The sequence below is a fragment of the Salinibacterium sp. SWN167 genome (assembly GCF_015864665.1).
Taxonomy (GTDB): domain Bacteria; phylum Actinomycetota; class Actinomycetes; order Actinomycetales; family Microbacteriaceae; genus Rhodoglobus.
On sequence record NZ_JADYWU010000001.1, the window covers coordinates 689,072 to 702,158 of the forward strand.

At 61.3% G+C, this 13,087-nt stretch carries 14 protein-coding genes, 1 tRNA gene and 1 pseudogene; 6 read left to right on the plus strand and 10 right to left on the minus strand.

Annotated elements, in window-relative coordinates:
• The first annotated feature begins 132 nt into the window (after positions 1 to 132).
• Positions 133 to 1,254 (plus strand): DUF2510 domain-containing protein, encoded by a 1,122-nt coding sequence (locus I6E60_RS03200; RefSeq protein WP_307784366.1) that lies wholly within the window; start codon positions 133 to 135, stop codon positions 1,252 to 1,254.
• A 91-nt stretch (positions 1,255 to 1,345) separates the two neighbouring features.
• Here I6E60_RS03200 and radA read toward each other — a convergent pair whose 3' ends face one another.
• The 4 genes from radA to I6E60_RS03220 are packed head-to-tail and all read right to left on the minus strand — an operon-like array spanning position 1,346 to position 5,050.
• Positions 1,346 to 2,701: a DNA repair protein RadA gene (radA, locus tag I6E60_RS03205; protein WP_197122923.1), complete on the minus strand. Its 1,356-nt coding sequence runs from the start codon at positions 2,699 to 2,701 to the stop codon at positions 1,346 to 1,348.
• A 31-nt stretch (positions 2,702 to 2,732) separates the two neighbouring features.
• Positions 2,733 to 3,041, minus strand: coding sequence for a metal-sensitive transcriptional regulator (locus I6E60_RS03210; RefSeq protein ID WP_197122925.1), 309 nt, complete (start codon positions 3,039 to 3,041; stop codon positions 2,733 to 2,735).
• A gap of 2 nt (positions 3,042 to 3,043) precedes the next feature.
• Entirely contained in the window at positions 3,044 to 3,346 is a 303-nt protein-coding gene (locus I6E60_RS03215; RefSeq protein ID WP_197178839.1) for a rhodanese-like domain-containing protein, read from the minus strand.
• A 48-nt stretch (positions 3,347 to 3,394) separates the two neighbouring features.
• Positions 3,395 to 5,050, minus strand: a complete 1,656-nt coding sequence (locus I6E60_RS03220) for an FAD-dependent oxidoreductase (protein WP_197178841.1) — start codon at positions 5,048 to 5,050, stop codon at positions 3,395 to 3,397.
• 174 nt (positions 5,051 to 5,224) lie between these two features.
• On the opposite strand from I6E60_RS03220, the gene I6E60_RS03225 reads away from it, so the two are divergent.
• Positions 5,225 to 5,803 (plus strand): hypothetical protein, encoded by a 579-nt coding sequence (locus I6E60_RS03225; RefSeq protein WP_197178843.1) that lies wholly within the window; start codon positions 5,225 to 5,227, stop codon positions 5,801 to 5,803.
• Between the two features lie 36 nt (positions 5,804 to 5,839).
• A tRNA-Ser gene (locus I6E60_RS03230) sits at positions 5,840 to 5,929 on the plus strand.
• A gap of 36 nt (positions 5,930 to 5,965) precedes the next feature.
• Here the strand turns inward: I6E60_RS03230 and I6E60_RS03235 are convergent.
• Positions 5,966 to 6,442, minus strand: coding sequence for a tyrosine-type recombinase/integrase (locus I6E60_RS03235; protein WP_231601113.1), 477 nt, complete (start codon positions 6,440 to 6,442; stop codon positions 5,966 to 5,968).
• Positions 6,443 to 6,704: 262 nt separating this feature from the next.
• A complete protein-coding gene (locus I6E60_RS03240) occupies positions 6,705 to 7,163 on the minus strand; it encodes a hypothetical protein (RefSeq protein ID WP_197178847.1) in 459 nt (152 codons plus the stop codon).
• 208 nt (positions 7,164 to 7,371) lie between these two features.
• Here I6E60_RS03240 and I6E60_RS03245 point away from each other — a divergent pair, with 208 nt between their 5' ends.
• Complete coding sequence (locus I6E60_RS03245; protein ID WP_197178849.1) at positions 7,372 to 7,650, plus strand: hypothetical protein; 279 nt, start codon at positions 7,372 to 7,374, stop codon at positions 7,648 to 7,650.
• Here I6E60_RS03245 and I6E60_RS03250 read toward each other — a convergent pair.
• The 3 genes and pseudogenes from I6E60_RS03250 to I6E60_RS03260 all read right to left on the minus strand — a co-directional run.
• Positions 7,647 to 7,970 (minus strand): HIRAN domain-containing protein, encoded by a 324-nt coding sequence (locus I6E60_RS03250; protein ID WP_197178851.1) that lies wholly within the window; start codon positions 7,968 to 7,970, stop codon positions 7,647 to 7,649. The two genes, I6E60_RS03245 and I6E60_RS03250, sit on opposite strands and share 4 nt — an antisense overlap.
• Before the next feature lie 707 nt (positions 7,971 to 8,677).
• A complete protein-coding gene (locus I6E60_RS03255; protein WP_197122949.1) occupies positions 8,678 to 8,920 on the minus strand; it encodes a hypothetical protein in 243 nt (80 codons plus the stop codon).
• Positions 8,917 to 9,486, minus strand: a pseudogene (locus I6E60_RS03260) (tellurium resistance protein TerC); the annotation flags it as partial. The pseudogene I6E60_RS03260 and the gene I6E60_RS03255, both read right to left, overlap by 4 nt.
• Positions 9,487 to 9,593: 107 nt before the next feature.
• On the opposite strand from I6E60_RS03260, the gene I6E60_RS03265 reads away from it, so the two are divergent.
• Entirely contained in the window at positions 9,594 to 10,946 is a 1,353-nt protein-coding gene (locus I6E60_RS03265) for a cell wall-binding repeat-containing protein (protein WP_197178853.1), read from the plus strand.
• Positions 10,947 to 11,022: 76 nt separating this feature from the next.
• Here I6E60_RS03265 and I6E60_RS03270 read toward each other — a convergent pair whose 3' ends face one another.
• Positions 11,023 to 11,667, minus strand: coding sequence for a TetR/AcrR family transcriptional regulator (locus I6E60_RS03270; protein WP_197122953.1), 645 nt, complete (start codon positions 11,665 to 11,667; stop codon positions 11,023 to 11,025).
• A 56-nt stretch (positions 11,668 to 11,723) separates the two neighbouring features.
• On the opposite strand from I6E60_RS03270, the gene I6E60_RS03275 reads away from it, so the two are divergent.
• On the plus strand, positions 11,724 to 13,085 hold the full coding sequence (locus I6E60_RS03275) for an NAD(P)/FAD-dependent oxidoreductase (RefSeq protein WP_197178855.1): 1,362 nt from the start codon (positions 11,724 to 11,726) through the stop codon (positions 13,083 to 13,085).
• The last annotated feature ends 2 nt before the right edge of the window (positions 13,086 to 13,087 follow it).

Genomic DNA, 13,087 nt, shown 5'->3' on the forward strand with positions numbered 1-13,087 from the left:
ACGCTTCTGACCCAGTTCAGGGGACAAAAGGTCGAAAATAGACCATTTAAGGCCAATTTCGGCACTCTTTAGGGTTACATCCAGACTCGCACCAGCATCAATGTTATAAACAGGCCTTTCTATCCCCTCTCTGTGACGGTTACTCTGTTCAACGTGGAAGACAACAGTTTCGGTGTGCCAGCGGGATGGTACCCAGACCCTCTGGGGTTGCCCCAGTTGCGCTGGTGGGATGCCCAAGCCTGGACTGAGCACACCTCAGATGCACGTGCCCCTATCGTTGTGCAGCCGGCTACCAAGCTGGCGTTCGCCGACGATGACTATGACGACGATGTAGATGAGCTTCCGTCGCGACGCGAACAGCGCGATCGCGAACGCTACGACTCGAGTGACTACCTCACGACCGAGACTCGTAGCGAGCCGGAGCCGGAGACAGCACCCGTTCACGATGAGCTGAGTGCTCAGCCGCTTCTCGCGATGACGTTGCGTGAACTCGAAGCGCCCGTAGACGACGCGCAGCAGGCCGATGAGCCGATGCTGCTGCCGAAGTCGGCTAATGCCCACGCGAACACGATGCCTGGTGCATCCACCCTCAGCGCTTTTGCCGAAGAAGAAGCAGCGCCTGAGCGCGAGATTCGTCAACACCGCACGTACAACGCGGCTGTCTGGCTCATCGCGATCCTTCCGCTTATTCAACTTCTGACCAGCATGTTCCTGATTGCGGGCGCGGGCCTCGGCGCCAACTTGCCGCTGCTGCTCGTCGTCTGGATCGCTCCTTACTTGGTCGTTTTGGGCCTCGCCGCTTACGACAACCTGCTTCTGCAGGTGTGGGGCCACGAGGAGCCAGCAAACGCTGCATGGGCATTCTTGACCGCACCGGTTTACTTGGTGGTTCGCGGTCTGCGCACCATGAAGGAGACAGGCAAGGGCATCGCGCCGATCGCCACGTGGGCCGGCTCGATCGTGTCTCTGGTTATCGGAATGTTGATCCTTCCTGGTCTCCTAATCTCCTTGATTCCGCAGACGTTCAGCAACCAGATCGAAAATTCGATTCAGGCTCAAGCTGCGACTCTCGGCGCAAACATCGAACTTTCGTGCCCCGCAACGCCGCCGGTTCTCATGGGGGACACCTTCACGTGTCGCGCAGTGAAGCCCGCGACCGGCGAGAGCGACTCGATTCTGGTCAGCTTGCAGCGTGAGAACGGCTGGATCAGCTGGCGCGTAGAGGACTGGGGTCTCTGGACCCTGTTCGGCTAGCCAACAGTTCAGCACCTAGCGTCGCAACGGCGGCTCATCCTCGGATGAGCCGCCGTTGCTGCGTGCTGGGGGAGTGGCGTGAATGGTCTTCTTAGAACTCGGGGATCTGCACGCGCTCGTCGGTCGCGCCGGCAAAGGCCAGACGGAGCGCTTCGCGAACATGGGCTGCGTCGGCATCGATCACGGTGTCGAAACCGAGCCGGGAAGCTTCGGCCAGACGCTGCTTCGCCGATGATGCCGGCCGAATCTCGCCTGCCAGGCTGATCTCGCCGACGACGGCCATCGTGGCGGAGAACGCTTTGTCTTTGTAAGCACTGGCGATAGCAAGGGCAATCGCGAGGTCGGCCCCGGGTTCGGTGACGCGGATGCCGCCCACCGTCGACACATAGACATCGAATGTCGACAGCGGAATCCCCGCTCGCCGCTCAAGCACCGCGAGCAGCATCGCGACACGGGAGGCATCGACACCGTTGACGACGCGGCGCGGTTGCGGGGCCTGGGACTTGACGATGAGGGCCTGCACCTCCACGGGGAGAGCACGTCTGCCCTCGAGAGCGATGGTGACGCACGTGCCGCTGACGGGTTGGCGGGCGTGGGAGAGAAAGAGGCCGCTGGGGTCGGTGACTTCGGCGATGCCTTCACCGGTCATCTCGAAGCAGCCGACTTCTTCGGTGGAGCCAAAACGGTTCTTGTGGGCGCGGACAAAGCGCAGCGCCGTCTGGCGGTCGCCTTCGAACTGGAGCACGACATCCACGAGGTGTTCGAGCAGGCGTGGACCCGCAATGGTGCCGTCTTTAGTGACGTGACCCACAAGGAGGATGGGCAGGTTCTGGTCTTTGCTTACCCTGATGAGCGTGGACGCGACTTCGCGCACTTGCGATGGCCCGCCCGCGATGCCCTCGGTCGCGGCAGAGGCAACAGTTTGCACGGAGTCGACGATCACGAGTTGGGGCTTGACGTGATCGATCTGACCGAGGATCGTGCCGAGATCGGTTTCGGCGGCCAAGAATAGCGATGGGTGCAGGGCGTTGGTGCGTTCGGCGCGCAAGCGGACTTGGCTTACCGACTCTTCGGCCGTGACATACAGAACACGCTGACCGGATGCCGCGGCCCGCGATGCCACTTCAAGTAGCAGCGTTGACTTGCCGACGCCGGGTTCGCCGCTCAACAGAATGGCAGCGCCCGGCACGACGCCGCCGCCGAGCACGCGGTCGAACTCGGCGATGCCGCTCGGCCAGTGTGCAACGGACTCGGCACCGATCTCGGTGATCGAGCGCGCGCCGCGAGTCTCGGAGACAGCGACGGTCGTGACGCGCTTGGTGATGCCGGTAGCTGCGCCAGCATCGGTCACGGTGCCCCACTGCTGGCATTCGCCGCAGCGGCCCACCCATTTGATGCTCGTCCAGCCGCACTCAGTGCAGCGAAAATTACTTACAGCTCGGGCCATGTTTCAACCCTAGGCGGCACGACCGACACTGCTAGGCGAGAGTGAGGAACAGCTTCTCGATGTCAGCGTGGGACATTCCGTCGTGGCTGCCTTCGCCATCCGCATCGTCCGTTGAGCATGATTGCAACGCATTGGCGATGATCATGAATCCGGCGCGATCGAGTGCCTTGCTCACGGCGGCGAGTTGAGTGACAACGTCTTTGCAGTTCGACTCGGCTCCCATCGACTGGATGAGGGCGTGCAGCTGACCTTCGGCGCGCTTGAGGCGGTTCATGACCTTGCGCATCGCTTCGGGGTCGTGCCCGGCATCCGCTACGGCGGCGACTTCAGTGGCAGCCATCGTTAGTTGTCTTTCGAGACGGGCAGGCCAGCGTTGCGCCACACGGAGGTGCCGCCCTCGACGTTGACGGCGTCGAAGCCTTGAGTGTTGAGCCATTCGACAGCCTGCGCGCTGCGTCCACCGCTTTCGCAGATGACATAGACGGTCTCATCACGGTCGAGTTCTTCGACGCGAGCAACGAGTTCTCCGAGCGGAATACTCGCGGCTGCCGGCGCATGCCCCGAAACGTATTCAAAGGGTTCACGTACGTCAATGACGACGGGGTTGGCAAGTTCGGACAGGGCCTGGGTGGTAATGGTGTTCATTGTTGGTTCCTTTGTGAGTGGGAGATGAGTTGATCAGGAATCCGCGACCTAGGCGGTCGCGGCGAGCCACGTGCGGTAGCCGCCATCGAGGTTGACGGCGTCGATTCCGTGCTGGGTGAGGATGCGCACGGCGGTGTGGCCGCGCTGTCCGACCTGGCAGTGCACGATCACGCGGCGGTCATCGAGTTCACCGAAGCGACTGCGCAAATCGTCGAGCGGGATGTTGACGGCGTGCGGGATGGCACCGAGCGCGAACTCGGCGGGGGTGCGAACATCCACTAGCAGGGTGCCAGCCTCAAGTTCGGCGTCAATCTCGTGCCACTGAATGGAGGCGCTCAGGTCGTCCCGCAGGTTTTTGGCGACGTAACCGAGGTGGTTGATCGGGTCTTTGGCTGAGCCATACTGCGGCGCATAGGCGAGTTCGAGGTCGGCGAGAGCACTCGCAGTGAGGCCGACGCTCGTGGCGGTGGCGAGCACATCCATCCGCTTATCGACACCCTCGCGTCCGACAGCTTGGGCGCCGAGGATGAGATCGGTGGCGGCGTCGACGATGAGCTTGAGCGACAGCGACTGGGCGCCGGGGTAGTAGCCCGCGTGAGAAACCGGGTGGGTGTGAATCACGCGAATGTCGCGACCGGCAGCACGCAGCGCGCGCTCGGTCGAACCGAGGCTGGCGGCAGTGATATCAAAAACGCCGACGATGGCGGTGCCGAGTGCGGGCTTCGAGTGCACCTCATCCCCGGCGAGCGTGTCGGCAAGGTAGCGGCCGTCACGGTTGGCTGGCCCGGCGAGCGAAACGAGTTCGTGCTCGCCTGTGATGGCCCCGACCTTCTCGGCGACATCGCCGATCGCATAGATGTGGGGTGCGCTGGTCTGATACCCAGCGCTGACTCGGATGCCGCCGGTTGGCCCCGTAGCGAGGCCAGCGTGCACGGCGAGCCCGTTGTCGGGTCGCACCCCAACAGCCGCGACGACGAGGTCTGCGGCGACGCTGGAGCCATCACTGAGCTGGACGGAGGTGTCATCCATCGCGATCGCTTCCGTGCCGAGATGGAGGGCGACACCGTTCTCGCGAAGGTGGGCTTCGATCGGGGTAACCATTTCGGAATCAAAGGTGCCGAGCACATGGGCGGGACGCTGCACAAGCGTGACGCTGAGGCCACGCTTGGCGAGGTTCTCCGCCATTTCAATGCCGATGTAGCCGGCACCCAAAACGACGACGTTCGCGGTCGCCGGGTCGAGGGCGTCGAGGGAGGACTGGAGCAGGTCGACATCTTCGATGTTGCGCAGCACGAGCATCCGCTCGCTGCCGGCGATAGCAGGGATGACTGCGCTCGCGCCCGTGGCAATGACGAGCTCGTCGAAGCTTTCGGTGCTGATGGTGTCGTCGACGTGGTTGTGCACGGTGATGCTGCGTTGGGTCGGGTCGATCGCGGTGACGTTGTGGTTGACGCGAACGTCGAGACCGAAACGGCTGCCGAGGCCTGCGGGGGTCTGCAGCAGCAGCTCGTCGCGGTCGGTGATGACACCGCCCAGATAGTAGGCAAGGCCACAGTTGGCGAACGACACGTGACCGCTGCGTTCGAAGATGATGATCTCGGCGTGTTCATCGCGACGGCGCATGCGGGTGGCGAAGGACATTCCGGCGGCGACTCCGCCGATAACGAGGATGCGGCGTGTGCGGTGCGTGGGGGAAGTGCTCATCAACCAAGCATACCTAGGGGGGTATGCAGCCCCCAATCTATCGGCGTAACTAGAGATCCGCTGAGCGCGAAACGGGTGTCGGGCGAGTGCGCGTTGCACCCCTCGATCGTTTTTGAGGAATGCGCGACTTATGGATGCTTCCCGCCTACGATGAGGAACGAACAAGGGAGCACCGTGGCGACAGACAAAAACATTGACCCTCGATTTGACCCCGTTTTTCAACGAGGTTATGCAGCAGGGGAGGGCGGCGAGCGCGAAGAAAACACCCGTGCCGCCCGCAACGTCGACAGCTACCGCCAACCGGTAACTAACCGTGTGGCGCCGTCGGCGACACGCGCTTTCGCTGAAGAGACCGCCCCGCTAGCGGGATTCGCCGCGACCGGTTCCCCGTCAGCGCCCAGAACCTCACCGCTGAGCGACAACGAACAGCCGTCCATGGGGCCGCAGTCACAGTATCTGGATGACGCAGCCGCATCCGTTGACCCCGTCGCGACCCGCACGCCAACAAGTCTCGCCCGCAACCCCTGGATCTACGTTCTCTGGGCGGTGGGCGGTGGTCTCATGGCAAGCGGCGTCGGAGGGCTGTGGTGGGCGTTCAAGGGGCTCTATGGTCGCGGCACCATCAACGAAAGCAGCTGGGAGCTGTTCAACCTCGCTCAGGTCGCATCACCGATCTGCATCACCGCTGGCGCGTTCTGCGTAGCAAGCGCCCTACTCGTGCACTGCCTCGACTGGATGCGCCGAAACCCGTGAACGCACGTCACCAATATCTGTACTAAACTCTCTCCCGGTACCGTGTCCGAGCGGCCGAAGGTGCAACTCTCGAAAAGTTGTGTGCGTGAAAGCGCACCGTGGGTTCAAATCCCACCGGTACCGCCAAAGAAAAGCCCCCTACTTCCCAGTAAATCCGGGAAGTCAGGGGGTTTTCTTGTTTCCGGAATCGTTGTTTGCCCACGCTTTGCCCACACTTGAAAGCGTGCGTGCAGTGTTCAAAGCCTCACCAACCGCGTCTAGGTCATCGTCGAACAGGTCAGCGTAGGTATCAAGGGTCATTGCTGCGGAGGCGTGACCCAGCATCTTCTGTACAGCTTTCACGTTCGCGCCGGCACTGACTGCCAGCGACGCTGCTGTGTGCCTGAGGTCGTGGCGGGTTAGCTGGGGGAAGGTGTGGTCAAGCTCACGACACTTCGCCAGCGCTGTGATCCACCAACCGCGCCTGCTGTCCGGTGGCCGCACATGATCTAGCCCATTGCCGAACACGAGGACATCCCGTGATTTGCCCGCACAGGCGACATCGAGGGCGGGGGAGAGGAAATCTGGGTAGGGCACACTCCGCGCCTCATGACTCTTAGGGGTTCCAACAACGATCGCCCCCACTACACCGAGAATCAAGCCTTCCATCTAGAACTTCCCAACTCGCACGACCGCGAAAAGGCCGCCAACGACTGTTCGAAAGGTGTAGACCGGCGGAGGGGCTGCGTTGCCGAAAGAAGCTTAGTTCTAGCCCTTAGGCCTCGGTGCAGGTTTGGGGCGCTCATTAACAATTGAGGTGTCCGCATGCTCGATGACGTTGTAGTAAGCATCGTCCTCCTCCGTTGGAGGCGGTGGCCAAGCGTTAGAGTCTTTGTCGCCTCTTGCCATTTTTCTTCCTCACCTATGCCATAGCCCGTGTGACTATGAGACCGACTATAGCGAGGAATAGCCAAAATATGCCCCACTTCACCAGGCCGAAACGGCTCTCTAAGAGATATTCTCTCTTCTCTACCAGTTCAATCAACCGATCGCTCAGCCACAGTTGGGCTTGCACTTCATCGGAGCTCAATAGCTTGTTGCGGTACACAGCGGGATCGAGTTCGGAAACCACCTTGGGGAAGAGCGCAGCGATGCCGTAGCCGACCGCGGCGAGAGCGGGGACTGCCGCGGCAAGCGACAACAAAGTCCAACTCTCGCTTTCAAGGGAGAATCCAACCAGTATTGCGCCCGTAGCAATCAGAATGCTAGCGATGGTGCCAGCTATCCCCAAGCGACGAGTTTGAGAATCGCGGCGTTGCGCGAGCTCCGCAAACAGCAATTCAAACTGCTTGGCTATCTTTTTAGGTTTTGGCTCTCGCATATGTTCCTGTGTCTCAACTCGTCCTGCTTCAACACTTGCTGCGCAATTGCATCGCGTCTCCGATACACCAGCACGATAGCTGACACTAACCCAAACCCCGCAGTCGGTGGGTGCCTCATACAATCATTGATGCGTGGCCGGACGCTTTCTTCTATGGGCGGTGCGTGTGGGTACGAGTAAGCGTTATGCGGAGCAGGTCAATCGGCGTATGAGTGAGCAGGTCGTGGAAACGATCATGCAAGGGGAACCGTTCACGCTGACCGATGACGAACTCGAGCTAGACAAGTTGCCCCTAACCCGCACCCCTGTAGCGGTGCAGGCTGTTGCGTGGGTGCGTTACGGCGGGGTTCCTCTGCGCCTTCCTGTGGAGGTTGTGGCGTGGACTGAACGTGCAGTCGCTATCCGCTGGAAAACAGCTACAGGGAGCGTACACAAGGCGTGGGTGTGGGCTTCAGCAGTGAGCACGGATCGAGCGCAAACCACCTAGCGTTTACGAGATGGGCGCACTAACCACTCATCGGGCACCTCTACGAATGCCCTACGATCGCGCAGAGATAGTGTCACCTCGTGCTCACCGCCGACGGTCTCGAGATGTGGCGCGATAAGTTCAGCTCTCGCAGATGAGACGTATCCGGCTTTGACGAGCTGCGAGCGACCAAAGCTTTTCTTCGATTCGACATATACAGCGACAGCGTTTTTATCGTGCTTGTTGCCTCGCTCGCGCACCAGGCGTGCACGTGATGACTTGAGCGGCCGCATTGCCGGATCACCTGAGTGCTCCCCACCTACGATGATTACTTCAGCCATGCGACGCAGACTACCGGAGCGGAGTGCCTGCCAACAGGGAAAGGCCTACAACTTCACCAGTCCGCATGAGCTGCATTCCCGCGCTGTCGCGACGCCTTGCCCGCTGGGCTTCATGGGCATCAGGCAACGCGGACAGTTGGGGGTGTCTAGGTCGCTCACGTCCGGTGCATCCGGTGTTAAGCAGTAAACAGGACGATCAGAGAGGGAAGAAGCGTCAGCGCCCCCAGCACCATTCCGAACACTGACATTGAGTGCCCTCTGCGATAGTCCAGGGTCTCTGCGCGTGTTCGCCCCGTTAAGCCCAGCACAACCGCTACAGCCCCTACGATCGCGGTAAGTGCTCCTGCTGCGAAAGCGGATAACGCTAGGCCAACAATCCCAAGTGCAAGGGATCCGACTGCCAGCGGGTTGTTCGACTTCGTGGGGTCTGTCGTCATGGCTGAACATTACTCCGCATCCGACCAGCAACACCTTGATTAGGTCACAGCTTGCCCACATTTTGCCCACACTCTCGCAAAATCCAGCGAAACCCATGTGAACCAACAGCAACCAAAAGCCTCATGTTTCCGGGGTATCTAGGCTCTGCCCGCGCATTCATTGGGAGTGAATTAGAGTTCAAATCCCACCGGTACCGCCAGCAAAAAGCCCCGCATTCCTTGTGAATGCGGGGCTTTTTCGTGCGTGCGTGCTGGTTCTGTGGCGCAGCTCTAGAACTGAGGCTTGTTGCTCGGACGGTTGGGGTCGTCGTCGCGGAAGGGCAGTGCGGCAACCACCAACGCCGGAAGAAGGAACCCCATGGCGAACGATAGCCAGAAAAACGATCCGAAGCTGCGATCTTTGCGCTTAGCTGAGCCGGCGACCAAGAACGAGATGAAGAGGTTCAGCAGAAAAAGGCCGCCAAGAATTAGGGAGTAAACGAGGTCATAAGTTGCCGGAAGTAATGGGTTCACGTGGCCACACTATCGACCTCCGCGAGTTCGTCGTCGGTCGCCATCCGGAATCCGCCGCCCGCGGGGGACTCGATCGCGTGGCGGGGCTGGCCGCGCGTGGCCCACAGGCTCGTACCGATCGACGTGGCCAGGATGACGAAGATCACGCCGAGCGACAGAGTCGTCGAGATGTAGTAAACGTCGAGCAGGAGAGCAAGACCGATCTTCAGATAGTTGAAGCGGTGCATGAGGTCAGCGAGCAGAAAGTGCATTGCCCGCAGACCTAGGATCGCGAAGGCGTTAGCGGTGAACACGAGGAACGCTTCGTCGGTGACGGCGAAGATGGCCGGGATCGAGTCAACGGCAAACACGATGTCAGTGATCTCGACAAGAACCAGCACGGCCAGCAGCGGGGTAGCAAGCACCACGCCCGCCTTGCGCACGACGAACTTCTGACCGTAGAAAACATCCGTCATGGGGACGCGGCGACGGAAGATCTTGAGCACGACCGACTTCTCGGGGTCGTAGAGCTCGTTTCGTTTGCGAAGGTTTCGATGAGCGCCCGAAGCTATAACGGCCCCCTTTAGTCCCCGCAAGTGGGGACTATACGTGCGCTGGGGGCTCGCGTAGCGTTCCTGACGTGGGGAAAACCGGGGGGTTTCGAGCGCGGCGCACAGTCGTCCGCGCGTTTGGCATGCTTGCGATCATTGGGGTGTTGGCTTCTGGCCTAGCGCTTTCGACGCCATCGCCAGCCGAGGCAGCAGGGGAGAGCACGATTCTCAGCCTCGTGAATGAGGCGAGAGCGGCTGAGGGGCTTGGGCCTCTGAAACTCAATTCTTCGCTCAGCTCGGTGTCGTCGAAGTGGGCGTACCAAATGGCTGCCAACGGCGCGATGACTCACAACCCTTCGTACTCAAGCCAAATCCCTAGTGGATGGACTCGAGCGGGCGAGAATGTTGCCCGCGGCTGGCCGTCGGCGACGGCCGTGCACGATGCGTGGATGGACTCTGCGGGACATCGAGCCAACATCATGGGTGACTACACCGACATTGGAATCGCTTTTGTGACCTCCGGCGGAACCACGTGGGCGGTCCAAAACTTCGCCAAGTACGGGGCAAGCGTTCCAGACATCACGCTGCCGAGCGGGGTTGAACGCCTTTCGGGCTCTGACCGCTATTCGACGGCGGTCGCGATCTCACAGGAGTTCGACCCGGGAGTCAGCGTTGTGTACGTTGCAACCGGTGCGGACTATCCTGACGCTCTCAGCGCGGCGCCTGCCGCAGCTAAGCAGGGCGGTCCGCTCCTGCTGACACCTCCCACGGGGTTGCCGACGGTGGTGAAGAATGAGATCAAACGGCTAGATCCGGATCTCATTGTCGTCGTGGGCGGAACCGGCGTGCTGTCGAGTTCCATCTACAAGCAGCTCGCAGCGCTGGCACCCGAAATTCGACGCGATGGTGGCTCAAACCGTTACCAGACGTCGCGCATCGTGATCCAACGAGCGTTTCCTGATGGCGCAGACACGGCGTTCTTCGCCACGGGTGCCAACTACCCAGACGCGCTCAGCGCCAGTGCTGCAGCGGGAAATTCCGGTAGCCCGGTCATCCTGATCAACGGCACGGGTAGTGGTGTCGACTCGGCAACGGCCAAACTCATCGATCGACTTGATGTTTCGAAAATTGTGATTGCGGGAGGCACCGGTGTGATCTCCAGCAAAGTGTTCAGGGCTTTGGATGCGCAGCCTGGCGTCACGAAGGTCACTCGCTACTCCGGCTCCGACCGGTATGGAACTTCGGAGGCAATAAACGACGCAAGCTTCGACACCGCACCACGCGCCTTCTTCGCCGTTGGCACCGGGTTCGCGGATGCACTCGCTGGCGCCGCGCTCGCGGGCGGCACATCGGCTCCCTTGTATGTGGTGCCGGGGAACTGTGTTCCGAAGGGCGTTGTGAGCAATTTGAATGACTTTGACACCTCCAGTCGAGTTCTGCTTGGAGGAACGGCAGCTCTCGGCAGTGGAGTCGCGAAGCTGACGGTCTGCAAGTAGTGAGGACCAACATAAGCCCCGTATTCTCAACGAATGCGGGGCTTTGTTGTGCGTGCGGAGTGTGACGCGCGGAATACTAAACGGTCGGTTTGTTGCTGGGGTTTCGAGCGTCTTCGTTGATCCTTAGCGACACGTCGAGCATGTCTTCGAGGGTTTCCCGCACGAGAGCGTCGCGGGTTTCGCGGCTGCGGAAGTTGACGAGCTGGTAGGAGGCCGTGGCATCCACGAGGGCGAAGAGAACCAGGGCTGCACGCTCGGGCGCGATCGCGGCAAATCGTCCGCCATTCTGACCAGTGCGGATGATCCCGATGGCGAGCGCGTGCCAGGAATCCATTGAGTGGCGGGCTGCTTCGGCGAGAGGCTCGTTTTTGCGGCCGAGGCTCCACGCGTCACACCACACTTCGCCGACGTTGTCGCGGGCGGGGTCGGCGAGAGCGCTGATGAGGGCTCGAAGCTGGTCGAGGGTGTCGTCGGGTGCCAGGGCGTGAAGGCTGACTTCAGCGATTTCTTGCTCCGCGATGGCTGCGAAGGTGGAGGCGACGAGGGCATCCATGTTCGGCTCATAGTGGGCGATGAGCGGGGCGGTAACTCCGCAGTGGGTGGCAAGGTTGCGGAGCGAGATGGCGGCAAGCCCGCGAGTCAGCGCGAGCGTCTTCGCCGCTTCGCGCACTTCGAGGGCGCGCTCGGCGGGGTTCCGCCGTCGAGTAGTGCCTGCTGCCATGGCAAAAGTGTAGCCGCTATTGACTCTTATTGAGTAGGTGATCAATAATGAATATCATGAACACCATTCAGCGAGACGTCGTCATCGTCGGAGCCGGCGCCACCGGCCTCACCGCAGCGAGGGGTCTCGTTCGCGCGGGCAAGAGCGTCATCGTGCTCGAAGCTCGCGACCGCATTGGTGGTCGTCTCTGGACGAACGACATCGATGGGCAGATGTATGAGATCGGCGGCCAGTGGGTTTCGCCTGACCAAACCGCACTCATCGACATGCTCGCCGAACTCGGCCTCGAAACCTACTCCCGCTACCGCGAAGGTGACAGCGTCTATGTTTCTCGCGATGGTGTTGCGCGTCGCTTCACCGGGGACATCTTCCCCGCCGGCGAAGCAACCGAAGCCGAGATCACTCGACTGATCGCGTTGCTTGACGGCCTCGTGGCTGAGCTCGACCTTCAGGCTCCGTGGGAGCATCCGCGGGCCGCAGAATTTGACCGCATCTCGTACCGCAGCTGGCTCGAAAGCCAGAGCGCGGATGCGGAAGCTGTCGACAACATTGCGCTCTACGTTGCCGAGGCAATGCTCACCAAGCCCGCCCACTCGTTCTCGCTGTTGCAGGCTCTGCTCATGGCAGCCAGCGCAGGCAGCTTCAGTAACCTCGTTGACGCCGACTTCATCCTCGATAAGCGCGTGGTCGGTGGGCTTCAGCAGGTTCCGCTGCTCATGGCCGACGCCCTGGGTGGCGACGTCGTTCGCCTGTCGCAGCCCGTTCGCCAGATCGAATGGGATGCCACGGGCGCGACCGTCACGAGCGACGAGCTAGCGGTGCGTGCTGAGCACGTGATTGTTGCCGTGCCGCCGAACCTCTATGACCGTATCGACTACGTTCCTGCCCTGCCGCGCATGCGTCAGCAGATGCAGCAGCACTCGTCGCTTGGGCTCGTGATCAAGGTGCACGCGACCTATGCGACCCCGTTCTGGCGTGCCGCTGGCCTTTCGGGCACGGCGTTTAGCCCCTACCAACTCGTGCACGAGGCTTACGACAACACCAACCACGGCGAAGAGCGCGGCACCCTCGTGGGCTTCGTATCGGGCGAGAGTGCCGACGAACTGTTCGCGCTCGATCCTGCCGACCGTAAGCAGCGCATCCTCGAATCGCTCGCGACCTATTACGGCGACGAAGCACTTACCCCGGCCGTTTACTACGAAAGCGACTGGGCTGCCGAAGAGTGGACCCGCGGCGCCTACGCCGCGAGCTTCGACCTCGGTGGGCTCACCCGCTACGGCGCTTTGCAGCTTGAGCCGGTTGGCCCGATTCAGTTCGGCTCCAGCGACCTCGCGGCGGAAGGCTACCAACACGTTGACGGTGCCATTCGCGTGGGGCAGCGGCTGGCGGCATCCATTATCGAAGCGTCGAAAGGCTAGCA

Bases quoted from the DNA above. Each gene is read 5' to 3' on its own strand.
- radA (WP_197122923.1), bottom strand. From the start codon at position 2,701: ATGGCCCGAGCTGTAAGTAATTTTCGCTGCACTGAGTGCGGCTGGACG.
- I6E60_RS03210 (WP_197122925.1), bottom strand. From the start codon at position 3,041: ATGGCTGCCACTGAAGTCGCCGCCGTAGCGGATGCCGGGCACGACCCC.
- I6E60_RS03215 (WP_197178839.1), bottom strand. From the start codon at position 3,346: ATGAACACCATTACCACCCAGGCCCTGTCCGAACTTGCCAACCCCGTC.
- I6E60_RS03220 (WP_197178841.1), bottom strand. From the start codon at position 5,050: ATGAGCACTTCCCCCACGCACCGCACACGCCGCATCCTCGTTATCGGC.
- I6E60_RS03240 (WP_197178847.1), bottom strand. From the start codon at position 7,163: ATGCGAGAGCCAAAACCTAAAAAGATAGCCAAGCAGTTTGAATTGCTG.
- I6E60_RS03245 (WP_197178849.1), top strand. From the start codon at position 7,372: ATGAGTGAGCAGGTCGTGGAAACGATCATGCAAGGGGAACCGTTCACG.
- I6E60_RS03250 (WP_197178851.1), bottom strand. From the start codon at position 7,970: ATGGCTGAAGTAATCATCGTAGGTGGGGAGCACTCAGGTGATCCGGCA.
- I6E60_RS03265 (WP_197178853.1), top strand. From the start codon at position 9,594: ATGCTTGCGATCATTGGGGTGTTGGCTTCTGGCCTAGCGCTTTCGACG.
- I6E60_RS03270 (WP_197122953.1), bottom strand. From the start codon at position 11,667: ATGGCAGCAGGCACTACTCGACGGCGGAACCCCGCCGAGCGCGCCCTC.
- I6E60_RS03275 (WP_197178855.1), top strand. From the start codon at position 11,724: ATGAACACCATTCAGCGAGACGTCGTCATCGTCGGAGCCGGCGCCACC.